Genomic DNA, 21416 nt, shown 5'->3' with positions numbered 1-21416 from the left:
TAGTGGGGAAAGCTTCCCCTTGCAAATGTGACGTGTGATTTTAATGATCGCGGCAAAGACAAGCCAAAAGGCGGAGAGCAGACCATGAAATGGCTGATACGCATCCTGTTTATTGTTGTGGCGGTGTTTGGGCTGGTGATCGGCGCGCTATTGCTGATGCCCGGAGACAAGCTTGGCGCGATTTTGGCCGAGCAGGTCAAAGCCCAGACCGGGCGCGAACTGACATTGAGCGGCGATGTGCGCCTGTCGTTCTGGCCGGTGCTTGGGATGGAAACCGGGCCGGTGCGTTTTGGGAACGCCAGCTGGGCTGGGCCAGAGCCGATGCTGAGCGCTGATAGCCTTGCCGTGGGCGTGGATGCTGCTGCGCTTTTGAATGGGGATCTGCGGATCAAACGCGTTTTCGCGGAAAACCCGGTGCTGCGGCTGGAGCGTTCGCAAGGGCGCGGAAACTGGGAGCTGAGCGCGCCTGTGACCACCGCCACTGCCACACCGTCTGCGGGGACGGTTCCGGGCGGCGCATCGTCGGTCGTAACTTTGGAAGAGTTGCAGCTTACGAACGCGCGGTTGACTTATGTGGAAGATGGCGCCACGCAGATGGATTTTCCGGACGTCACCTTGTCGGCCAGTTGGCCGCAGGTCACTGCACCGATGGTAATGGAGGCATCAATGCCTGTACCCGGAGGTGCCGTTCAGGTCGATCTGAAGATCCCGGACTTGCCAGCTTTTGCCGCGGGATCCGTAACCGCGCTTGAACTGGCTCTGGCTGCGCCGGGCGGCAAGATCGGATTTGACGGCCAAGTCAATCTGGCCGGAGAAATGGACGGGACCACAAAGATCATCACCCGAGATACGGAAAAGATGCTGGCGGCCTTCGGTCAGGCTGGTGTGGTTGTGCCGTCGGGATTGGGTAACGTTGCCGATATCTCTGCGCGAATGACCTATACGCGGGACGGTCGGATTTCCCTGCGGAACATGACAGCGCAGTTGGATGGCAACCGGTTTGTCGGAGAGGCGGATATCACCATTTCTGATCCTCCTCAGATCGTCGCACGCCTGGATGCGGGCGATCTGGACCTGTCGAAGATAGCCGAAACCAGCTCCGGGCCGGGTGGCGCGTCTCAACCTGCCTCACCAGTGCAAGAAGGCTGGTCAAAAGACCCAATCGACGCATCCGCTCTGGCTTTGGCAAATGGCAATATTCGCCTGACGGCCAACTCAATCGCCGTTCCCGGCATGACGTTTGGGAAAAGTGACCTGACACTGACACTGGATCGCGCGCGGGCGGTTCTTGCGATGCATCCGGCGACGTTGTTTTCGGGTCAGTTGAACGGACAGGTGGTTGCCAACAATCGCAATGGCCTGTCCGTGGGCGGCAAGGTGACGGCAAGTGAGATTGATCTGAAACAGGCGTTGTCGACACTGGCCGGTGTCGAACGCCTGTCGGGAACCGCGGCAGGAACCATTGAGTTTCTGGGTGTCGGTCGGTCTGAGGATCAGATCATGCGGTCTCTCAGCGGTAAGGGAAATCTGGATGTCGGGACGGGGGTAATATCCGGTTTCGATCTGGATCGACTTATGGGGCAGGGGACCGGATCTGGCGGAACAACGGTGTTCAACAGCCTGTCGGCCAACTTCACCATCGATCAGGGTGTATTGACGAATAACGATCTGCTTATGTCGCTTAAGAATTTCCGCGCCGATGGTCAGGGGGTCGTGGGTCTGGGTGCGCGCAATATCGATTATCTGTTCACGCCCGTAGCTTTGCGTGCCAATTCGGGGCAGGGCATCTCGGTGCCTGTGCGCATCGTTGGCCCGTGGAGCAACCCATCAATCAAGCCGGACCTGACTAAGGTCATCGAAGCAGCGGCAGATGTGAAGGTCAAAGAGCTGGAAAACGACGCGAAACAGAAAGTTTTCGAGAAGGTTGGAAACGAGCTGGATACCACCATCACGGACAGCGATCAGATCGAAGATGCGCTTAAGAACAAGCTGGAAGAAGAGGCGAAGAAAGGGCTGCTCAAACTGTTTGGCGGAAACTGAGCAAGTGTTGTGCTTGGGGCAATCAGATATACCCCAAGCAGTTTTCTTCAGATGGTTTGATCGTAATCTCCAACACCGGGTTCGGTTCGGATCACCGCATCAATATCGGCAAAGATCGCACGCATCTCAGCTTCGCTTTCGCTGCTTTCACACACGACCACCAGATTGGGTGTGTTGGATGAAGCCCGCACCAGCCCCCAGCTGCCATTGTCCAGAATGACACGTGCGCCGTTCACCGTAACGACCTCCTTGATCGCACGACCAGCGAAAGTCTCATTAGCCTCGCTTTTGGCAACCAGCTTGTCGACCAGACGCTGCAGGATATCGTATTTTTCGGTATCTGCTGCATAAGGTGACATCGTGGGCGTCGACCAGGTCTTGGGCAGCGCCTTGCGCAGGTCGGACATGCTTTGATCCGGGTTGCGGTCCATCAGTTTGCAGATCTCGACCGCGACGCGCATTCCGCAGTCATAACCGCGCCCCACCGGTTCGGCTAAAAAGTAGTGACCTGACTTTTCGAACCCAGCCAGCGCACCGATTTCCTTGACGCGCCGTTTCATGTGGCTGTGGCCAGTTTTCCAGTAATCTGCTTTGACGCCAAGGGCCTGCAACTCGGGATCGCTGGCAAACAGGCCGGTGGATTTCACATCAGCGACAAAGGTCGATCCGGGGTGCAGCTTGGCCAGATCGCGGGCCATGATCACACCCACCTTGTCGGCAAAGATCTCTTCGCCTTCATCATCGACGACGCCGCAGCGATCACCGTCACCATCAAACCCAAGTGCCAGATCGGCACCGCTGGATTTTACCGTTGCCGCCATGTCATGCAGCATTTCCATCGCTTCGGGGTTCGGGTTGTAGTTTGGGAAGGTGTAATCCAGCCGGTTATGGCTGGGGACGACCTCAACCCCCATCCGTTCGAAAATTTCGGGGGCAAAGGCCGAAGCGGTGCCGTTTCCGGTTGCGCAGACAACCTTTAGCGGGCGGGACACTTTGAAATCGCCGACGAGGTCGTCGATGTACGCTTCTTTCACGCCCTCGACGAATTCCCAAGATCCACCCTCATGCGTCTGACCTTCGCCGTTCAGAACGATGTCGCGCAATTCAGACATCTCGTCGGGGCCGTGTGTCAAAGGACGGTCAAAGCCCATTTTTACACCGGTCCAGCCGTTTGGATTGTGGCTGGCCGTAACCATCGCCACGGCCGGTACATCCAGATGAAACTGTGCGAAATAGGCCATCGGGCTAAGCGCAGGGCCAATGTCATTCACGCGGATACCGGCCTGCATCAGTCCCAGGATCAGGGCGTTTTTGATCGCCAGTGAATAGTCACGATAATCGTTTCCTACGGCGATCACGGGCTCGATCCCGCGCCTGCGCATTTGAGTACCCAGTCCAAGGCCCAGCGCCGTCATGCCCGGCAGGTTGATCTCTTCCGGATATTTCCAGCGGGCGTCATATTCGCGAAACCCGGTGGGTTTGATCATCGCGTCACGCAGAAAGCTCCAGGTGTTTGGTGTTACCTCGGGAATTGGTTTGGTCATAACAAGTCTCAGTCGTTAAATCTGAATAGGATCAGCTTTGGCCAGCGCATCAAAGCGCATCAAAGTGTCAATGAGTTGGGGCATCTGATACAACGGAATCATGTTGGGCCCGTCCGAAGGGGCATTGTCCGGATCCTGGTGTGTTTCAATGAACACCGCGCCAATACCCAGCGACACGGCGGCGCGCGCCATGACCGGAGCAAATTCGCGTTGCCCGCCCGAGGAGCCACCTTTTCCGCCCGGTTGCTGCACGGAATGGGTCGCATCCATCACTACTGGATACCCGGTCTGGGCCATTTGCGGCAGGGACCGCATATCAGCCACCAGTGTGTTATAGCCGAACGAAGTGCCACGTTCGGTCAGCAGGATATTATGATTCCCCGTGCTTTCGATCTTGGACACGATATTGGGCATCTCCCACGGCGCAAGAAACTGACCCTTTTTCACATTGACCACTGCGCCGGTATTGCCCGCAGCCAGCAGCATATCCGTCTGGCGGCACAAGAACGCCGGGATTTGCAGGACGTCTACCGCCTCGGCAGCTATGGCGCACTGCGCTTCGGTATGAACATCGGTCAGGACCGGAATGCCCATTGTCTTGCGGATGCTATCCAGAACCTGCAACCCGGCATCAATGCCCATGCCGCGCTTGCCGGACAGTGAGGTCCGGTTTGCCTTGTCATAAGACGCCTTGAAGACATATTGCGCACCGGCTGCATCGCAGGCCTCTTTCATCTTGCCCGCAATCATTTGTGCGTGGTCTGCCGTTTCAAGCTGGCAGGGGCCCGCAATGATAGTCAGCGGAAGGTCGTTGCCGACTGTCAGGTCGGAGATTTTTACATGTTTCATGAGTCTTATGAGGATACCTGTTCACGAAGGACCGACGCGGTAAGCGAGATCATGAGGTAGATACCAGCAAACAACAGGAATGCCAAAATCGTATTTTCGAACTTGCGCGGATAGCTGGGTTCCTGACTGGGTATCGGGTTCACCGAGACGGTCAGGTAACGCACCTGTCGGTTGGCTTCGGATCGGGTCGATTCCATTTGCTGCATTGCCGTTTGCAGCATCATGTCCCGCGCCGCCAGATCCGCCTGAGCGATCTGGATGCGCACACTCAACCGCGCCAGCGAATTTTCGCCATCGGAAGCATCCTGCATCTCGGCATTCAGTTGTTCCAGCACCTTTTCAAGCCGGGCAATGTCAGCCTTGACGCCGTCGACCTTGGCTTTGTTCGGGCGCAGGTTGTCTTGCAGGGCGGCAAGTTCAAGCTCTTTGTCCTGCACCAATATCTCGATCTCGTTGATGCGTGCGCGCAGGCTGGCAATGACATTCTCGGGGTCCAGCACTGCCCCTTGAAGCTGAAGTTCGATCAATTCCTCCTGCGCCTGCCGCCGCGCCTCCTGCGCCGCTTCAAAGCTTTCCAATGCGTCGCGCATCTGGTCTTCGCGCTTCTTGCCGGACAGGGCATTCACCCGGGCTTCGGCGTAAGAGATCAAACGCTCCGAGAACTCGGTCGATGTCTGTGCATCTGGTGCAACAACTTCCATCCGAATGACCCCTTCGGTTGGGTCATACCCGATGGTGATCATGCGTTTGAACAGCTTGTATGCGTCTTCCAGCGTGGCGTCGGGTGATAGCCTTTGAATCGGATCAATCGATTCCTGCTTGAAGACATCAGAAAACCCTGCGTCCCGATCCAGCAGCAACAAAGCCTCTTTCGATTCCAGGAAAGACTGAACCGAGATTGAATCCTGTGTGGTGGCGAATTGCGTCCCGGCAAGCAGCCCGCCGATGGAACCCGGCCCGCCATCGGCTTGCAGGATCAGAAACTCGGAATCGCTGGCATACATCGGGGTGGCGATGCGATAGAAATAGAACCCCACAACAAAGGTCGGTAGGAACACAAAGGCGGCCAGACGCGCGAAAAGGCCAAACAGCTTACGCCTGCGTCGACGCGCGATGTCCTTCTGAATCTGACCGATTTCAAGGTTGCGCCGCTCAGCGGGGCTGAGCTCGGGTCCCGGAAGGTTTGGCGTGCTTGCGCCTATGGATTGCGGCAACTGAATGCTGATCTTGTCTTTGACCTTCGAGCTGTCGCCCTGTGCCGAGGGCTTTGCCGCGGCAAGATCAAGAAGGTTCGTGCGCTGAAACGGATCAATGCCTTTCTTGCGCAGCAAGCGCACCGCATCATAGTCCGATGTTGCTGCCAGTCCGTGTTTCTGCGCCAGTTTTCGCGCAATGCGCAACTGGCGACCTGTCAGACCTTCGCGCTTGATGTCGTCAATTTGCGTGCCTGGCTGGGCCTCGGCCGCCGGTGCCTGGCCTTGCGTCGCGCCTCGTATGCGCGAGATTGCATCCGCACGCGCCTCGGCCGAATCGTCCACAGGGCGATTGCTGCGCCAGTTGTACTTTCTAACCTTGGGTTTCGTAGTCATATAGCTGCTTTGCCTCTTCCAAGGAGTCAAACATGTACAATTGCCCGTCCAGCAGAACGGCGGCCTGCTGCGCGAATTTTTCCAATACAGTCGGGCTGTGCGACACGATCACCAATGTCGTAGTGCGCAACCTTTCCTTCAGGATCGCCCCTGCCTTTTCGTTGAATTCAACATCTGTAGATGCTGGCATCCCTTCATCGACAAGATACATGTCGAAATCCAGCGCAAGCATCAAAGAAAACGTGAATCGCGACCGCATCCCCGACGAATAGGTGGACAGCGGCTGTTCGAAATATTCACCCAAGCCGCAGAGCCATTTGCAATACGCCTCAACATAGTCCGGGTCCATGCCGTAAATCTTGGCGATGTATCGCGCGTTCTCAAGCGCTGACAACTTGCCGGTCACACCCCCGGTGAATCCCATTGGAAACGAGACCCGGCATTCGCGGCGGATTACACCCTCGTCGGGCTTTTCCAGCCCGGCCATCATGTTGATCAGTGTGGTTTTGCCAGTACCATTCGGGGCCAGAACGCCCAGCGACGTGCCCAGTTCGACACGGAACGAGACCCTGTCCAGGATCACCTTACGGCGCGTCCCGGTCCAGAAGGACTTGCTGACATTGTCGAATTCCAGCATTCGCAGCCTGCTGCTCGTTTCCGTTGTGTTGCCGCGTTTTTGGCGGTTAGAAAGGATGGTTTTTACCGATCCATGTTGGCTACATTATGTCGAATTATGAAACAAATGTTCAATGCGTTGCTGCCGAACCCGCAAACAACTGATCGGTTGTCGGCAATTCCGCTGCACTTCTGGTAATCTGCTGCACCTATATTATGTGGTTTCAGGCCTGATCTTTGCAAAACAGCTTTGGGAGGTTTCGCAACCAGATGAAAGATTTAGATGGCGAAATCCGCGCGTGTCGCCTGTGCGCCGCGTCCTTTGCGCAAACCAAAACTGCCCATGAACCCCGCCCGGTGGTCTGGTTTCGGCGCGGAACACCCATCCTGGTCGCGGGGCAGGCACCGGGTGCGCGCGTGCACGAGTCAGGACGGCCCTTTACAGACCCGTCAGGCGACAGGCTGCGCCACTGGCTTGGGGTCGATGAACCTGTTTTTTATGATCGTGACCTTGTGTCGATTGTGCCCATGGCATTCTGTTTCCCTGGTTATGATGCCCGCGGTGCGGACCTTCCTCCGCCCGTGATATGCGGCAATACCTGGCATGACAGGGTGATGCAGGAACTGGGGCAGGTGCCGTTGACGGTGTTGGTCGGCGGTCATGCGCATAAATATCATCTGGGCGCGCGCGGGTCGGTGACAGATACCGTTCGGAACTGGCAGGACCATGCGCCGCGGGTCTTTGCCTTGCCTCATCCGTCCTGGCGGAATACGGCATGGGTAAAGAAAAACCCGTGGTTCGAGGCAGAACTGCTGCCGGTTCTGCGCGCGCGGGTTCAAGAGGTGCTGAATGACTGAAACCACAGCGTTGGACACGGCGCATGCCACGATGCTGGCAGATCCGCAGAACGATGCCACCCGTCTGCGGTTTTTTGAACGGCTTGCAGATAGCGAGCTGTTTTTGATGCTGACCGAGGAAGCGGTGGGCGAAAACATCTCGCCCGAAGTGTTCGATGTGGCCGATGGGCGCTTTGTGTTGGCTTTCGACCGCGAGGAACGATTGGCGCGGTTTGCCGGGCGGCCCGTGCCTTATGTTGCGCTGTCGGGGCGCGTGTTGTCGGGGATGCTGGCGGGTCAGGGTATCGGGCTGGGCCTGAACCTGGAAACTGCTCCATCATCCATGCTGGTGCCTGCCGAGGCCTTGGGCTGGCTGGCCGAAACGTTGCAGCATGGCCCGGAAGAGGTCGAGGAAAAGCTGGCCGAGTTCATGCCTCCCGCCGGTTTGCCGGACAGCCTGTTGACCGCCCTTGATGCAAAGCTGGCAACTGCTGGCGGGCTTGCCAGTGCAGCCTATCTGGTCGCCACGAAATCCGAGGCGGGTGCTCAGGGTCATTTGCTGGGGTTTGTCGGTGCAATCGAAGGGGCCGAGCCCGCCCTGGCCAAAGCAGCTTCGGAGGCGCTGACGTTTTCCGGGATCGAGGCGGGGGCGATGGATGTCGGGTTCTTTGCCACAGATGACGTCGCTGCCGCGCTGTTGGCGAAGACCGGGCTTCGCTTTGATCTGCCCGAACCGCAGGTTGCGGATCCGGTGCGCGAGGTTCCGGGCAGCAATCCCGCGAAACCGCCAATTCTGAAATAACGACCAAAACGCAAACACGCGGCGCATGTTGCGCCGCGTGGCACTAGGATGGGACGCTGCTATTCCGCAGCAGCTTCCAGCTTGTCCTGCGTACGTGTTTCGAAATCGCTGGCGTCGTGACGCTCGTGAAGCTGCGTGTGCGGCTCGCCAAAGGCGCGGTTGACCATACGGCCACGCTGAACCGCAGGCCGCGCGTCTATCGCCTTGGCCCAGCGCACCACGTTCTTGTAGGATTTCGCGTCAAGGAACTCTGCCGCGCTGTACAGTCGACCCAGAACCAGTTGACCGTACCACGGCCAGATCGCCATGTCGGCAATCGTATATTCCTCGCCCGCGATATAGGTCTTGTTCGCCAGTTCCCTGTCCAGAACGTCCAACTGGCGTTTTGCCTCCATCGCAAAGCGGTTGATCGGGTATTCCCACTTTTCAGGCGCGTAAGCGTAGAAATGGCCAAACCCGCCACCAAGATAAGGGGCGCTGCCCATTTGCCAGAATAGCCAGTTCATGACTTCGGTCCGTTCCGGCCCGGACGCAGGCAGAAACTCTCCGAACTTCTCAGCCAGATGAAACAGGATCGAGGCACTTTCAAACACCCGAACCGGCTTGTAGCCAGAGTGATCCCAAAGGGCTGGGATTTTCGAGTTTGGGTTGGCTTCGACAAACCCTGAACCGAACTGGTCGCCATCGCCGATGTTGATCAGCCAGGCGTTGTATTCAGCGCCTTCGTGACCCAATGCCAGCAACTCTTCCAGCATTACGGTGACTTTGACACCGTTGGGCGTGGCAAGGGAATACAACTGCAAAGGGTGGCGCCCAACCGGCAAGTCCTTTTCATGGGTTGCGCCGGCAATAGGTCGGTTAATGTTGGCGAACTGTCCGCCACTTTCACTGTCCCATGTCCAGACTGCAGGTGGGGTATACGAAGATTGGTCGCTCATTTCTTGCCTTTCATGCCTTTGTCCGGGCCGCGTTCGGTGCAGTCTTACAGGTAGTGTTGCAATCCGCCGAGTCCAACCCAGCTTTTCCGGCTAAATTTGTAATATTCCGCGACCAAACTCTCACGTTTGCTCGAGAGGGGTCACAGCGGCGCGAGGAGGGCTACGAACAGAATGGGAATCGCATATTGTTTTGCCAGACCTGCCATCACGGCGTCACCAATACCGCTGGTACGAAAAGGATAAACTACATGAAACGCTTTGCTTTGACCTTTGCTGCGGCCATGGCCCTGGCCGTTCCGGCATTTGCCGGGCCGCAATATATTGACGGCACGGGGTTTGCCGTCTCGGGGTATGATGTTGTCGCCTATCGCAGCCTGGATCAGGTCCCCGTAGGTCAACCACAGCAAGAAGGCGTGCGTGGCAATGCCAGCATCACTGCCGAATACAATGGTGCAACATGGGCATTCTCGTCCGAGGAAAACCGCGACAAGTTTCTGGAAAACCCGGCCTATTATGCCCCACAATATGATGGGCACTGCGCCTATGGCGTGTCGCGCGGTGGCAAGGTTCCGGCAAACCCGAACTTGTGGCGGATCGTTGACGATAAGCTGTACCTCAATATCACGGATGTGGTCGTCGGGTTCTTCGAAGAAGACATTCCGGGCAACATCAACCTTGCTGAAGGCAACTGGCCGGGTATCGAGCCGTCTGACGCCTCGACCAGCGTGATCCCGAAATTTACCTCGGAAGGTCCGGTGAAAAACTGACCTGGCCGCAAATGCACAAAGCCCGGCTTAACCAGCCGAGCTTTTTCGTTCAGCCTGCAAGCCAGAATTGATCCCGTATCGCCTGATCCGCGTCAAACCGGATCCTGACGCTCTTGGCACCTGGAAACTTGCGTTCGCGGATCGTATCGGGAATGACAACTTCCCCGGCGCCCGTGTCGCTGGATTGAAAGCTCAGGATTTCCGCTGTGGTGTGCCGCGCACTGGTCAGAACGGTCGTTGGCAAAGCCACACGATTTGCGCCCTGATTGACCGGTGTCGTGACAAAGTAAGTCAGGTGCCGCCCATAGCATCCGACCGCGTCGGGGACATGGTCAGCAACACCGCTGCCGCATTTGGGTTGAATACCAGTCTGAGCGTTCATATGCGACAGCGCCTGCCCGGGATTCAGCATCGCCTCGCATGCGGCAACATCCTCTTGCGGAAGCTCGATGATTCGTTTCTTCAACCGTGCCCGACGTGGTTGTGGCGGGCCAGCTGTGGCACCGCCCTTTGTCGCCAGCCCTTCTTTGCGCAGAAAATCATAGGCTGCCTTGGCGCGTGAAAACCCGGAACTGTCGCCTTCCTTGTGATCAGGATGCGTGTGAAAGGCGATGTGACGCCACGCCTCTCGTATTTCACTGGAATTGGCAGACGGGTTCAGGCCCAGATCTGCCAGGGCATCCATGCGTGCCCTGACCTTATCGACAGGTTCCATACTCAAAACACTCATTAAAAACTACACACCCCTAGTGTTGCCGAGGGCATGGTTTTGTCAAATTTCACGGTTGATTGAGAGGGAAGCTGACAACAATCGCGATGCGAAGATTCCATTGTTCCGCAAAGGCGTGAATTCACGGATGTAACTGTGAAACAGGTCACGCACAAGAAAAGGAAAACGCCCGGGCATGTTCGTAACCCGAGCGAATCATTGTATTTTTCAGTTGTCAGGCGACGTTTTGAAGATCGACTTGCGGCGTAATTCCAAGGGCAAAGCACACATCGCGCGTCAGTTCGGGACGGTTCAGGGTATAGAAATGCAGCTTGTCCACACCACCTTCGATCAGGTCCGAGCACATTTCGGTGCAGATCGCAGTTGCCAGCAGATCCTCACGCCCGTCGCGCACGGCCTTTTCAAAGGCGTGTTCGACCCAATCGGGAATATGCGTGCCGCAACTTCTGGCGAACTTGCGCGCACCTGCCCAGTTTTCAATAGGCAGAATGCCCGGAACGATCGGTTTGTCGATACCCGCCTTGGCGCAGGCATCGCGGAAACGGAAGAAGGTTTCGGCCTCGAAAAAGAATTGCGTCAGCGCTTCGTCAGCGCCCGCGTCAAGTTTGGCCTTCAGCCAATCCACGTCTGCTGACATGTCCGCGGCTTCAGGGTGCTTGTCAGGATAGGCACCGACACGGATGCTGAACATTTCGGTTTCAGCCAGTGCCTCAATCAACTCAATCGAACTGTTAAAGCCTTCGGGGTGCGGTACGAACCGATCATGCCCTTTCGGCGGGTCGCCCCGCAGGGCCACGATGTCCTGCACGCCCGCACGTGCGAATGTGTCGGCGATTTCCAGCGTTTCCTGCCGCGAAGCGTCAACACAGGTTAGATGCGCAGCGACGTTCAGGCCAGAGGATTTATGCAGGGTTGCGACCGCGTCGCGCGTCAGTTCCCGGGTCGTACCGCCTGCACCGTAGGTGACGGATACAAAACGGGGCTCCAGTGGCGCCAATGTCTGGACCGTATCCCAAAGGCGGAATGAAGCCTCCAGAGTTTTGGGCGGAAAGAACTCGAATGAAATTTCGGGTTTGGACATGGCTGCCTCACTGGATCAACTGACTATCTTGTGCCATGACGGACATTGTGAGACAAACTCATATTATTCAACAACAACATGAACGATACTTGAGATGCACATTGAATTCCGGCACCTGCGTACCATCAAGGCGATCCATGAATGCGGTGGGTTGGCACGCGCTGCCGACCAGTTGAACATCACTCAATCCGCATTGAGTCATCAGATCAAAGGGTTGGAGGATCAGGCCGGGGTCGAGCTGTTTCTGCGACGTTCAAAGCCGATGAAGCTGTCAGCCGCCGGTTTGCGCCTGCTGCGGTTGGCCGAGCAGATCCTGCCGCAGGTCGAGGCGGCACAAAATGAGTTTTCGTCGCTGCGGGATGGGCGCACCGGGCGAATGCATATCGCCATCGAATGCCACGCGTGTTTCGAATGGCTGTTTCCGGTTCTTGAATCCTTCAGGAAATCCTGGGGCGACGTGGATGTCGATATCCGACCCGGTCTGGCCTTTGATGCCCTGCCTGCCTTGCAGAAGGAAGAGGTTGATCTGGTTGTCTCATCCGATCCTGAAGATCTGCCGGGTGTCGAGTTTGTGGAGCTGTTTGACTACAATCCCGTCTTTGTCGCTGCATCAGCCCATCCACTGGCGGAAAAAGCCTATATCGAGGCTGAGGATTTCCGAGGTCAGACCCTGATAACCTACCCGGTGGAGCGCACACGTCTGGATGTGTTCAGTCAATTGTTGATCCCTGCACGCGTCGAACCCGCCTCGATCAGGCAGGTGGAATTGACAGCTGTCATCCTGCTTCTGGTGGCATCAAACCGGGGCATCTCAGTTTTGCCGGATTGGGTCGTGCGCGAGGTCAAATACAACTCGGACTATGTGACCCGGCCCCTGACCAAAGAGGGGATCACGCGTCGCCTTTATGCAGCGGTCCGATCAGAAGATCTGGACAAGCCCTATGTTCAGGAACTGGTGAAACTGGCCCGCGAAGAGGCGCGCAAGCTGCAATCCCGGTAGAGGCGTTTTCTGCGGGTCTGTTATGCGATCATTCCTCTTGGCAAGGAAGCCTTGCGGCAGTATACGCGCGGCTTGACCGGACAGGAGCCCTATTACAATGGTTGGCAGTGCAAATCTCAACATCATGATCAAGGCCGCGCGTAAGGCGGGGCGTTCTTTGGTCAAGGACTTTCGTGAAGTCGAGAATCTGCAGGTGTCGATGAAGGGTGCGGGCGATTTTGTTTCCAAGGCCGATATCGCGGCCGAGGCCATCCTGAAGGACGAATTGCTGGGCGCACGCCCGACCTATGGCTGGCTGGCCGAAGAGGGCGGTTCCATCGACGGAGAAGACCCGACCCGCCGCTGGATCGTAGATCCGCTGGACGGTACCACCAATTTTCTGCATGGCCTGCCGCATTGGGCAATTTCGATTGCACTGGAACATAAGGGCAAGATCGTTGCCGGCGTGATCTATGATGCTGCCAAGGACGAGATGTTCTTTGCTGAAAAAGGCGAGGGTGCATGGATGAACGACACCCGAATTCGTGTGTCGGGGCGTCACCGCATGATTGAATCGATCTTTGCAACCGGTCTGCCCTTTGGGGGTCGTTCTGACCTGCCTGTAACCCTGCAGGATCTGGCGCGTCTGATGCCCGCTTGCGCCGGTGTGCGCCGTTGGGGTGCTGCGGCGCTTGATATGGCATATGTGGCTGCGGGCAGGTACGAAGGTTTCTGGGAACGCCGCCTGAACGCCTGGGATATCGCCGCCGGTATCATCATCGTGAAAGAGGCGGGCGGCTTCGTGCAGGCCCTGAACCCTGAAGGCAACGCGCTGGAAGATGGTGAAGTGATCTGTTCGAATGAACCGATCTTTGATCAATTCGCCAAAGTCATCCGGGGCTGATCGCCCCTTAGCCCAGCTTTATCGACGCGGAACGCGCGGTATACGAGACTGCGACAGCTTGTACTTTGTCTCTGGGTGGGGCGGGTGCCCGTGCGTGCGGTTCCAGAATTGCACTCCACCGCGCCGCAGCCACAATGGTACGCATAGGATCAACCCCACGGCAAACCCGCCGGTATGGGCCCAGTAGGCGATACCGCCTTCGTCCGGGTTGCTGGTGACGCTGCCAAAGAACTGAATCGCCAGCCATACGCCCAGCATGATGAAGGCGGGGATGGTAAAGACCCTGAAATAGACAACCAGGATCAGCAGAATATCCACACGCGCCTTGGGAAACAGCAGTAGGTATCCCCCCATGACACCCGCAATCGCGCCCGAGGCGCCGACGGTAGGCACCTGAGAGTCCGGCCCTGTAACCACATGGATCAGACCTGCGCCGATACCTGCGACCAGGTAGAACAGCAAAAAGGGCAGATGGCCCATTTCGTCTTCCAGATTGTCGCCGAATATCCATAAGAACAGCATGTTCCCGGCCAGATGCATCCAGCCTCCATGCAGGAACATGGATGTCACAAAGGTTTCCAGACCAACCCCATCGCTGACCCGCGCCGGGATGATGGCGTAGTCGAAGAACAGCCGGTTGATAAGTGGCGCATCATTCATGATCCCCACATAGCTGAGGAAGATCAGGATGTTGGCCGCCAATAAGACGTAGACAACATAAGGCGTGCGCCCCGAGGGGTTATGGTCACGTATCGGAAACATGAGGTGACGCTGGGCTTTTACGCGCCCAGCGTCAAGGCAAGCTTATGCCGCACCTCCCAACAACGCAGCGTTTCCGCCAGCTGCGGTCGTATCGACACACACATGGCGCTCACCCAGCACACGCGCGCGGTCGGGTCTGCCCGGAATCAGGGGAAGAATGGGGCCGTCCCGACGGGCCAGATGCAGTTCGATCTGCTGCGCGGTTTCAGCATCGCCCCACCAAAGAACACCAGAGATACCGGTCAGGTTCTCCAACCGGTGAAGGTCAAGCATTCCGGTTGCCTGAATGGCCGTGCCACCCAGTGCCTTTACGGCTTCAGCCTGCGCGCGCGCCGCCGTTTCCCCCGGCCCCACGCACAGAAGTGGTGGGCGGGGATATTCGCTCAGCCGGTTCGATTCTCCGGTTGGGCCGGGCAGAGAACGGGTTTGGATTGGGGCAGGCTGGCCTTGAGGGGCAGGTAGGTCTGCCAAATGCTCCCAGGTTTCTGTCGTGGTTTGCCGATCAGGTGCACAGAACCTGGCCATGTAATTCGGGCCGCCCGCCTTCGGGCCGGTGCCTGACAGCCCTTCACCGCCAAAAGGTTGGGAGCCAACGATGGCACCAATCTGATTGCGGTTTACATAGATGTTTCCGGCATGGATAGCTTCAGTCACATGCTGCACCCGGTCGTCGATCCGGGTTTGCAGGCCAAAGGTCAGCCCGTATCCGGTTGCGTTGATATCCGCGATGACCTTGTCGATCTCCTGCGCTTTGAACCTTGCCACGTGCAATACGGGGCCAAATATTTCGCGCTCCAGCGCGGCAATGCCCGAGATTTCGATCAACGTGGGGGCAACAAAGATACCTTCGGGCGGTAGCGGCAGCTCTTTCAGAACACGCCCTTCGGCCCGTGCCGTGGCGACGTGATCAGCGATTACCTGCCGGGCCTGCGCGTCGATCACCGGGCCGCAATCGGTAGAGATCAGCCACGGATCACCGATGCGCAGGGCATCCATTGCCCCTTTGAGCATGGTCAGGACGTCATTTGCGATATCCTCTTGAAGGTACAGGCATCGCAGTGCGGAACACCGCTGGCCTGCGGACTGAAAAGCGCTTTCAATGATCGATTGCACGGCCTGTTCGGGAAGTGCGGTGCTGTCAACGATCATGGCGTTCAGGCCACCAGTTTCCGCAATCAGCGGCGTGCCGGGGCGCATGGACCCAGCCATTGCCGACCGGATTCTGAGAGCGGTCGTTGTCGAGCCGGTGAAGGCCACGCCCGAGACGCGCGCATCCGATGTCAGCGCCGCGCCCACGGTCGGACCACCCGGCAGCAATTGCAGCGCGTGGCGCGGCACACCAGCCTCATGCAGCAATTGAATGGCGCGGTGCGCGATCAGGGGTGTCTGCGGCGCAGGCTTGGCCAAAACGGCGTTCCCGGTTGCCAAAGCTGCCGATATTTGCCCTGAGAAGATCGCCAGCGGGAAGTTCCACGGGCTGATGCAGGTGAATACTCCGGCGGGCTCGGCATCAGGTATGTTGGCGGCGTAGTAACGCAGGAAATCCACCGCCTCACGCAGTTCCGCCACGGCGTCAGGCAGCGACTTGCCAGCCTCGCGCGCCAGCAGGGCGAATAACTCGCCGTAATGCGTTTCATAAAGATCGGCGGCAGAGTTCAGGATGCGGGCACGTTCGACTGCCGGGGCCTGCCACGGCTTTGCCGAAGCCAGCGCCAGTTCCACATCTGCTTCACTTGCCGAGGCGACCGCGCCCGGCTTGTCGGCAGGATTCGCCGGGTTGATTACCTGCTCATCCGCCTGTGGTTTGGCAGCGTCAGCCAGCAACGGCTGTGCATACCAGTGATACGCACGGAACTGATCCCGCGCTGCATCAATCTTATCCAGCGTCGGGGTGTGGTGTAGATCGAAACCTTTGGAATTGGGGCGTTCCGGCTTGAACAGTTCGGGCCCGGTGGGCAGTGGGGGCGGCGGTGTCAGCACCGTAACAAACGGATCCGAGGCAACCACTTCCGGCGGGACGTTTTCGTCGACAATCTGGTTGACGAATGATGAGTTTGCCCCGTTTTCCAGCAGACGCCGCACAAGGTAGGCCAGCAGGTCACGATGCGCACCAACCGGTGCGTAGATGCGACAACGCGTTTTCTGCCTGTTCATCACAAGCTGATGCAATGTCTCACCCATACCATGCAGGCGCTGGAATTCAAAAGGCTGACCTTCGGCCATGTGCAATATGGCGCTGACTGTATGGGCGTTGTGGGTGGCGAATTGTGGGTAGATCCGGTCTGTCATGCCCAGCAACTTGCGCGCATTGGCGATATAGGACACATCGGTGACCGCCTTGTGCGTGAAGACGGGAAAGCCATCCACGCCTTCGACCTGCGCGCGTTTGATCTCGGTATCCCAATAGGCGCCTTTGACCAGACGCACCATCAGCTTGCGATCGTGGCGTTCAGCCATGTCATAGAGCGTGTCCAGAACCAGCGAAGCGCGTGGCCCATAAGCCTGAACCACGATGCCGAACCCATCCCAGCCAGTCAGAGCCGGATCGGACATCACCGCGTCAATCACCTGCAATGACAAAGACAGGCGATCCGCCTCTTCGGCGTCGACGTTCAACCCCATGCCGGCGGCCTTGGCCAAAAGGGCCAGCGCACGCAGGCGCGGAACCAGTTCATCCATAACCCGCTTTTCTTGTGCCAGTTCATAGCGGGGGTGCAGGGCGGACAACTTGACCGAAATGCCGGGGTTGGAGCGGATATCATCATGGGTACAGGCCTCAGCAATGGCCGAAATGGCGCGTGAGTAGGACAGGTGATATCGCGCGGCGTCCCCCTCGGTCCGGGCTGCTTCTCCCAGCATGTCGTAGGAGTAGGTATACCCCTTGCTTTCCATCCCGCGCGCGCGTTCCATCGCGGCGTGAATGGATTCACCCAACACGAATTGCCGCCCCATTTCCTTCATCGCCCGCGACACAGCGGTACGGATCACGGGTTCACCCAATCGCTTGATGGCCCCGCGCAGGGCACCAACGGGCGAGGTCTTGCCTTCGTCCAGAACCTTGCCCGTCAGCATCAGTGCCCATGTCGAGGCGTTCACCAAGGATGAAGACGAGTGTCCAAGATGCTTACCCCAATCCGAAGGGGCGATCTTGTCTTCAATCAACGCGTCAATCGTGTCTGCATCCGGCACGCGCAACAGCGCTTCGGCCAGGCACATCAGGGCGACGCCTTCGTCGGTGGATAGGCCGTATTCGGCAAGAAACACCTCCATCAACCCCGGAGACGTGCCGGAGCGGATATCGCGCACAAGCTGCGCGGCAGCTGCGCTGATGGCGCTGCGGTCCGTAACGCTCAGGCTGGCCTGAGAGATCAGGGTTTCAAGGATCGCCGACTGGTCAGCATAGGTTGAGGTGTCGATTAATGTACGCAGGGTATGAGACATGGGTCCTCCGGTCTTTGTGGCAATATACCTGCGAAAACTCAGGACAATCGCCTGAGTTTTTGGTAATTGAAGGCGGAACACCTGAAATTTTGCCAGAGAGCAGCGCAAATGAACTTTCCTGACCTGGACCGGTTTGACCGGTCGATTCTGAGAATTCTGGCCGAGGATGGGCGCATTTCGGTCGCCGATCTTGCGCGCGAAATCGGTTTATCTAAATCACCGACACAGGCGCGCCTGAAACGGCTTGAAGCAAGCGGGGTGATCAAAGGATACCGGGCGATGCTGGATCCGATCAGACTGGGGCTGGACCACGTTGCCTTTGTCGAGGTGCGCCTGGCCGATACCCGCGAAAAGGCACTGGCCGAGTTCAACGCGGCAGTCCGAAAAACTGCCGAGGTCGAGCAAGCCCATATGATCGCCTCGAACTTCGACTATTTGTTGAAGGTCCGCACGGCCACGATGTCGGGGTATCGCCGTGTTCTGGCTGAAAAGATTTCATCCTTGCCGCATGTCGCCAGCACTTCGACCTTTGTGGCGATGGAGGCGGTTAAGGAAACCGGCAGTTTGGGTGGGTTCGAGCATCAGGCTTGACGGATCAGGAATACGAGCCATCCTTGGTGCATGACACACGCTTTCCTCGCTGCTCTCGCTGTTGTTGCCTTGTCCTGCACGGCGCACGCTCAGTCCTGCCCGGCCGCCCCGGATCATTCGGAAAGTGTGGATGCGCTAATCAATCAGGTTCAGAAGGCAGAATCGCAAAGTGATGCGCGCGCCATTTCCAACCAGATGTGGGAGCTTTGGACCGACGCACCAGATGCGCGTGCGCAAGGCTTGCTGGACCGGGGAATGGCGCGGCGAGAGGCCTGGGATTTACTGGGCGCGTTGGACGAGCTTGACCAACTAGTCGATTACTGCCCGAACTACGCCGAAGGCTACAATCAGCGCGCGTTTGTGAACTATCTCAGACAAGACTTCGCTGCTGCCTTGCAGGATCTGAATGTCACGATCGAGTTGTCGCCGAACCATATCGGTGCGCTGAGCGGGCGTGCCTTGTCATTGTTGGGTCTGAAGCGCCTTGACGACGCGCGCGCTGCCCTTGCCGAAGCGCTAGAACTTAACCCATGGCTGTCAGAAAGGGCCTTGTTGGAACCTGGCGGTCTTTTGGAACCGCCCGGTCAAGATATCTGACATCAGGTTTTCGGTAGGCCGCGTGGTGACCTGAGTCCGGTTGCTGACAAACCGGTCGTGTCAGGCCTCCGTTGAACTAACAGGACGACACCGTGCTTACCGCGACATTATTCGACGCTTTTCGGCCATGGCTTCGCGCCGTCTTTGTTCGATCCCCAATCTGAACGATTCTTCGACAAAATCGATGTGACCCGTCGCTGCTTTTTCGGCGCGTGTTTCGTCGCCTTCGATTACCGCGCGTCCCAGTTCGAGATGCTGTTGCAACAACTTCTCGCCGGTCCCATCAATTGTTCGCAGGAAGTCGCGATTGTAGAAAACGCCTTTGCGGGTGAGTTCGTAAATCGACGCCATGATATGAATCAACGTTGCATTCTGACTGGCATCCACAATCGCTGAATGCAACGCAAAGTCTGCTTCTTGCGAAGCCTTGGCATCATTCGCCTTCCAAGCGCGCTCGTTTTCATCAAGGATTTCTGAAATCCTTTCCTTGTCTGCCTTGGTTGCGCGACGTGCGGCAAGGCGGGCCGCAAACCCTTCCTGCTCGCGGCGATACTCCAGATAGTCGAAAAAAGCCGGTTCATGGCGTTCGTACAAAGCAAGAAGCGCGGGCATCATGGCTTGTCCGGTCAGGGCCGCGACGAATGTCCCCTCACCGTGTTGCGTTGTGACCAGACCGCGTTCTTCCAGCACCTGAAGGGCCTCGCGCAGCTTCGGGCGCGACACGCGCAACATCTCGGCCAGATCACGCTCGGAGGGCAGTTTCCGACCCTGTTTCAGGATGCCCGAAGCGATCAGGTCCTCGACCTGTGAAACCACCGCATCAGCCAGCGATTCGTGTCCAACCGGTTCAAAAATCGCAGTGGTGTTCATGAGATGCTGCCCCGTGTGACGCTGAAATAACCAGAATAACTGGTAAATAAAGATAACCATATCCGTTCAGATTTCAAGCGCGCGGCTGTTCTTCCCGAACTTGAATTACGTGTCTGTTTCTGAATGATTTTTGGATAATCTGTTGGTTTTGTAGGCAGTCGTATCGGGATTTTGCAGGGCTTGTCGAAGGCGAGCTTCCAGTTTCGGCTGACACCAATGGTAAATAAAGTTATTGACTGGTTTAATCTGGTAAAGTTAGTTTACCACCGGAGCGGCGCTGGAAGAGCCTGCGCCACTGATCGGAGAAAACCCGACCAACCCTGGAGGAGAATTCATGAAGAAGACCCTGACAAGCCTGGCCGTGGCCGCCAGCCTGCTGGCGGCACCCGCGGTCGCGGCGGACAAGCTGCTGTTGAAAACACCGATTGCCTTTTCGACCGAACTGCCGGGCCTGGGTTCGCCGATCCCTCGCGTGGCTGATCAACTGGAGTTGATGTCGGGCGGCACGCTGAAGATGAAGGTGTACGAGCCGGGAAAACTGGTGCCGCCCTTCGAAATTCTGGATGCCGTATCCACCGGAAAGATCAACTCGGGCTACACCACGGCTGGATACTGGGCAGGTAAAATCCCCGCCGCACCGCTGTTTTCGGCCGTTCCTTTTGGCCCCGAGGCGGGCGAATACATGGCATGGCTTTATTATGGCAACGGCATGACCCTGTATCAGGAGATGTACGATCAGGCTGGCTACAACGTAAAAGTTCTGCCTTGCGCCATCATTGCGCCGGAAACTTCGGGCTGGTTCGCGACCGAGATCAATTCGCCCGAAGACCTGAACGGGTTGAAGATGCGTTTCTTTGGTCTGGGCGGCAAGGTCATGCAGAAACTGGGTGTGGCGACCTCGCTGCTGCCAGGAGGTGAGATCTTCCCCGCTTTGGAAAAAGGCGCGATTGACGCGACCGAGTTTTCGATGCCTGCCATCGACGCGCGTCTGGGCTTCCACAAGCTGGTCAAGTTCAATTACTTCCCCGGCTGGCATCAGCAGGCGACCGTGTTTGAACTGCTGATCAACAAGGACGTCTGGGCAGAGACCAGTGACCAGCACAAAGCGATCATCGAAAACGCCTGCAAGGCTTCGATGGCGGACAGCTTTGCCGAAGGCGAAGCCATCCAGCACGCGGCCCTGATCGACAACATTGAGAACAACGGTGTTTCCATCAAGCAGTGGTCGCCTGAGATGCTGGATACCTTCCGCGCGACCTGGGAAGAGGTTGCCGCAGAAGAGGCCGCCAATGATGCCTTTTTTGCACAGGTTTTGGCCGATATGAACGAGTTCCGTGACGGCTATAACCTCTGGAAGACAAACGCCTTCCTCCCACGTCAGTAATCCCTCCCTCACTGACTTTACCGGGGCGGCCCGATCCGCCGCTCCGGCCCCTGCTTTTCGATCTTCGGACTTTCTAACCCTTCACTGCCCGTATTG

19 protein-coding genes are annotated in these 21416 nt (G+C 57.5%); 9 read left to right on the top strand and 10 right to left on the bottom strand.

The genetic code is table 11. The features are described 5' to 3' along the window. Nucleotides 1–84: 84 nt before the first annotated feature. Nucleotides 85–2040 (top strand): AsmA family protein, encoded by a 1956-nt coding sequence (locus I9188_RS07325; protein WP_209504736.1) that lies wholly within the window; start codon nucleotides 85–87, stop codon nucleotides 2038–2040. A gap of 47 nt (nucleotides 2041–2087) precedes the next feature. Here I9188_RS07325 and I9188_RS07320 read toward each other — a convergent pair whose 3' ends face one another. From I9188_RS07320 to I9188_RS07305, 4 genes are read right to left on the bottom strand one after another with little or no spacing between them, the layout of a single operon-like run. Then, a complete protein-coding gene (locus tag I9188_RS07320; protein ID WP_209504735.1) occupies nucleotides 2088–3584 on the bottom strand; it encodes a phosphomannomutase/phosphoglucomutase in 1497 nt (498 codons plus the stop codon). A gap of 15 nt (nucleotides 3585–3599) precedes the next feature. Continuing rightward, nucleotides 3600–4433 (bottom strand): 3-deoxy-8-phosphooctulonate synthase, encoded by an 834-nt coding sequence (gene kdsA / locus I9188_RS07315; RefSeq protein WP_209504734.1) that lies wholly within the window; start codon nucleotides 4431–4433, stop codon nucleotides 3600–3602. A 5-nt stretch (nucleotides 4434–4438) separates the two neighbouring features. Further along, the gene (locus I9188_RS07310; protein ID WP_209504733.1) at nucleotides 4439–6022 is read right to left on the bottom strand and encodes a capsule biosynthesis protein; all 1584 of its coding nucleotides are present in this window, start codon (nucleotides 6020–6022) and stop codon (nucleotides 4439–4441) included. Then, the gene (locus I9188_RS07305) at nucleotides 6000–6659 is read right to left on the bottom strand and encodes an ATP-binding cassette domain-containing protein (RefSeq protein WP_209504732.1); all 660 of its coding nucleotides are present in this window, start codon (nucleotides 6657–6659) and stop codon (nucleotides 6000–6002) included. Before I9188_RS07305 ends, I9188_RS07310 begins: the two co-directional genes overlap by 23 nt. Nucleotides 6660–6907: 248 nt before the next feature. Between I9188_RS07305 and I9188_RS07300 the strand changes: the two genes are divergently transcribed. Together I9188_RS07300 and I9188_RS07295 are read left to right on the top strand one after the other, a co-directional pair. Beyond that, nucleotides 6908–7495, top strand: coding sequence for a uracil-DNA glycosylase family protein (locus I9188_RS07300; protein ID WP_209504731.1), 588 nt, complete (start codon nucleotides 6908–6910; stop codon nucleotides 7493–7495). Continuing rightward, a complete protein-coding gene (locus tag I9188_RS07295) occupies nucleotides 7488–8276 on the top strand; it encodes an SseB family protein (RefSeq protein WP_209504730.1) in 789 nt (262 codons plus the stop codon). The genes I9188_RS07300 and I9188_RS07295 overlap by 8 nt, the downstream gene beginning before the upstream one ends. Nucleotides 8277–8335: 59 nt before the next feature. Here I9188_RS07295 and yghU read toward each other — a convergent pair whose 3' ends face one another. Next, a complete protein-coding gene (gene yghU / locus I9188_RS07290; protein ID WP_209504729.1) occupies nucleotides 8336–9214 on the bottom strand; it encodes a glutathione-dependent disulfide-bond oxidoreductase in 879 nt (292 codons plus the stop codon). Between the two features lie 248 nt (nucleotides 9215–9462). On the opposite strand from yghU, the gene I9188_RS07285 reads away from it, so the two are divergent. After that, on the top strand, nucleotides 9463–9981 hold the full coding sequence (locus I9188_RS07285; protein ID WP_209504728.1) for a YHS domain-containing (seleno)protein: 519 nt from the start codon (nucleotides 9463–9465) through the stop codon (nucleotides 9979–9981). A 49-nt stretch (nucleotides 9982–10030) separates the two neighbouring features. Here the strand turns inward: I9188_RS07285 and I9188_RS07280 are convergent, their stop codons facing one another. Both I9188_RS07280 and metF read right to left on the bottom strand, forming a co-directional pair. After that, entirely contained in the window at nucleotides 10031–10666 is a 636-nt protein-coding gene (locus I9188_RS07280; protein WP_245223702.1) for a J domain-containing protein, read from the bottom strand. Nucleotides 10667–10925: 259 nt separating this feature from the next. Then, nucleotides 10926–11792: a methylenetetrahydrofolate reductase [NAD(P)H] gene (gene metF / locus I9188_RS07275; RefSeq protein WP_209504726.1), complete on the bottom strand. Its 867-nt coding sequence runs from the start codon at nucleotides 11790–11792 to the stop codon at nucleotides 10926–10928. Between the two features lie 94 nt (nucleotides 11793–11886). Between metF and I9188_RS07270 the strand changes: the two genes are divergently transcribed. Together I9188_RS07270 and I9188_RS07265 are read left to right on the top strand one after the other, a co-directional pair. Further along, a complete protein-coding gene (locus I9188_RS07270) occupies nucleotides 11887–12792 on the top strand; it encodes a LysR family transcriptional regulator (RefSeq protein WP_209504725.1) in 906 nt (301 codons plus the stop codon). A gap of 97 nt (nucleotides 12793–12889) precedes the next feature. Next, nucleotides 12890–13675, top strand: a complete 786-nt coding sequence (locus I9188_RS07265; RefSeq protein WP_209504724.1) for an inositol monophosphatase family protein — start codon at nucleotides 12890–12892, stop codon at nucleotides 13673–13675. Between the two features lie 18 nt (nucleotides 13676–13693). On the opposite strand, the gene I9188_RS07260 is transcribed toward I9188_RS07265, so the two are convergent. Both I9188_RS07260 and putA read right to left on the bottom strand, forming a co-directional pair. Beyond that, nucleotides 13694–14437, bottom strand: coding sequence for a rhomboid family intramembrane serine protease (locus I9188_RS07260; RefSeq protein ID WP_209504723.1), 744 nt, complete (start codon nucleotides 14435–14437; stop codon nucleotides 13694–13696). A 42-nt stretch (nucleotides 14438–14479) separates the two neighbouring features. After that, entirely contained in the window at nucleotides 14480–17878 is a 3399-nt protein-coding gene (putA, locus tag I9188_RS07255) for a bifunctional proline dehydrogenase/L-glutamate gamma-semialdehyde dehydrogenase PutA (RefSeq protein ID WP_209504722.1), read from the bottom strand. A gap of 108 nt (nucleotides 17879–17986) precedes the next feature. Between putA and I9188_RS07250 the strand changes: the two genes are divergently transcribed. Further along, nucleotides 17987–18469: an Lrp/AsnC ligand binding domain-containing protein gene (locus I9188_RS07250; RefSeq protein WP_209504721.1), complete on the top strand. Its 483-nt coding sequence runs from the start codon at nucleotides 17987–17989 to the stop codon at nucleotides 18467–18469. Nucleotides 18470–18499: 30 nt separating this feature from the next. Next, the gene (locus I9188_RS07245; RefSeq protein WP_209504720.1) at nucleotides 18500–19066 is read left to right on the top strand and encodes a hypothetical protein; all 567 of its coding nucleotides are present in this window, start codon (nucleotides 18500–18502) and stop codon (nucleotides 19064–19066) included. Between the two features lie 96 nt (nucleotides 19067–19162). On the opposite strand, the gene I9188_RS07240 is transcribed toward I9188_RS07245, so the two are convergent. Continuing rightward, nucleotides 19163–19936, bottom strand: coding sequence for a FadR/GntR family transcriptional regulator (locus I9188_RS07240; RefSeq protein ID WP_209504719.1), 774 nt, complete (start codon nucleotides 19934–19936; stop codon nucleotides 19163–19165). Between the two features lie 334 nt (nucleotides 19937–20270). On the opposite strand from I9188_RS07240, the gene I9188_RS07235 reads away from it, so the two are divergent. Next, on the top strand, nucleotides 20271–21320 hold the full coding sequence (locus I9188_RS07235) for a TRAP transporter substrate-binding protein (RefSeq protein WP_209504718.1): 1050 nt from the start codon (nucleotides 20271–20273) through the stop codon (nucleotides 21318–21320). Nucleotides 21321–21416: the final 96 nt, after the last annotated feature.

Origin of the sequence: Ruegeria sp. HKCCSA071 (assembly GCF_017872555.1) — a bacterium.
Classification (GTDB): domain Bacteria; phylum Pseudomonadota; class Alphaproteobacteria; order Rhodobacterales; family Rhodobacteraceae; genus Ruegeria.
Note: the sequence above shows the minus strand (reverse complement) of the source record. Positions and strands in the feature narration are given on the sequence as shown.

Excerpts from the sequence above, each read along its gene's own strand:
- I9188_RS07325 (WP_209504736.1), top strand. The coding sequence starts at position 85 with ATGAAATGGCTGATACGCATCCTGTTTATTGTTGTGGCGGTGTTTGGG.
- I9188_RS07320 (WP_209504735.1), bottom strand. The coding sequence starts at position 3,584 with ATGACCAAACCAATTCCCGAGGTAACACCAAACACCTGGAGCTTTCTG.
- kdsA (WP_209504734.1), bottom strand. The coding sequence starts at position 4,433 with ATGAAACATGTAAAAATCTCCGACCTGACAGTCGGCAACGACCTTCCG.
- I9188_RS07310 (WP_209504733.1), bottom strand. The coding sequence starts at position 6,022 with ATGACTACGAAACCCAAGGTTAGAAAGTACAACTGGCGCAGCAATCGC.
- I9188_RS07305 (WP_209504732.1), bottom strand. The coding sequence starts at position 6,659 with ATGCTGGAATTCGACAATGTCAGCAAGTCCTTCTGGACCGGGACGCGC.
- I9188_RS07300 (WP_209504731.1), top strand. The coding sequence starts at position 6,908 with ATGAAAGATTTAGATGGCGAAATCCGCGCGTGTCGCCTGTGCGCCGCG.
- I9188_RS07295 (WP_209504730.1), top strand. The coding sequence starts at position 7,488 with ATGACTGAAACCACAGCGTTGGACACGGCGCATGCCACGATGCTGGCA.
- yghU (WP_209504729.1), bottom strand. The coding sequence starts at position 9,214 with ATGAGCGACCAATCTTCGTATACCCCACCTGCAGTCTGGACATGGGAC.
- I9188_RS07285 (WP_209504728.1), top strand. The coding sequence starts at position 9,463 with ATGAAACGCTTTGCTTTGACCTTTGCTGCGGCCATGGCCCTGGCCGTT.
- I9188_RS07280 (WP_245223702.1), bottom strand. The coding sequence starts at position 10,666 with ATGGATGCCCTGGCAGATCTGGGCCTGAACCCGTCTGCCAATTCCAGT.
- metF (WP_209504726.1), bottom strand. The coding sequence starts at position 11,792 with ATGTCCAAACCCGAAATTTCATTCGAGTTCTTTCCGCCCAAAACTCTG.
- I9188_RS07270 (WP_209504725.1), top strand. The coding sequence starts at position 11,887 with ATGCACATTGAATTCCGGCACCTGCGTACCATCAAGGCGATCCATGAA.
- I9188_RS07265 (WP_209504724.1), top strand. The coding sequence starts at position 12,890 with ATGGTTGGCAGTGCAAATCTCAACATCATGATCAAGGCCGCGCGTAAG.
- I9188_RS07260 (WP_209504723.1), bottom strand. The coding sequence starts at position 14,437 with ATGTTTCCGATACGTGACCATAACCCCTCGGGGCGCACGCCTTATGTT.
- putA (WP_209504722.1), bottom strand. The coding sequence starts at position 17,878 with ATGTCTCATACCCTGCGTACATTAATCGACACCTCAACCTATGCTGAC.
- I9188_RS07250 (WP_209504721.1), top strand. The coding sequence starts at position 17,987 with ATGAACTTTCCTGACCTGGACCGGTTTGACCGGTCGATTCTGAGAATT.
- I9188_RS07245 (WP_209504720.1), top strand. The coding sequence starts at position 18,500 with ATGACACACGCTTTCCTCGCTGCTCTCGCTGTTGTTGCCTTGTCCTGC.
- I9188_RS07240 (WP_209504719.1), bottom strand. The coding sequence starts at position 19,936 with ATGAACACCACTGCGATTTTTGAACCGGTTGGACACGAATCGCTGGCT.
- I9188_RS07235 (WP_209504718.1), top strand. The coding sequence starts at position 20,271 with ATGAAGAAGACCCTGACAAGCCTGGCCGTGGCCGCCAGCCTGCTGGCG.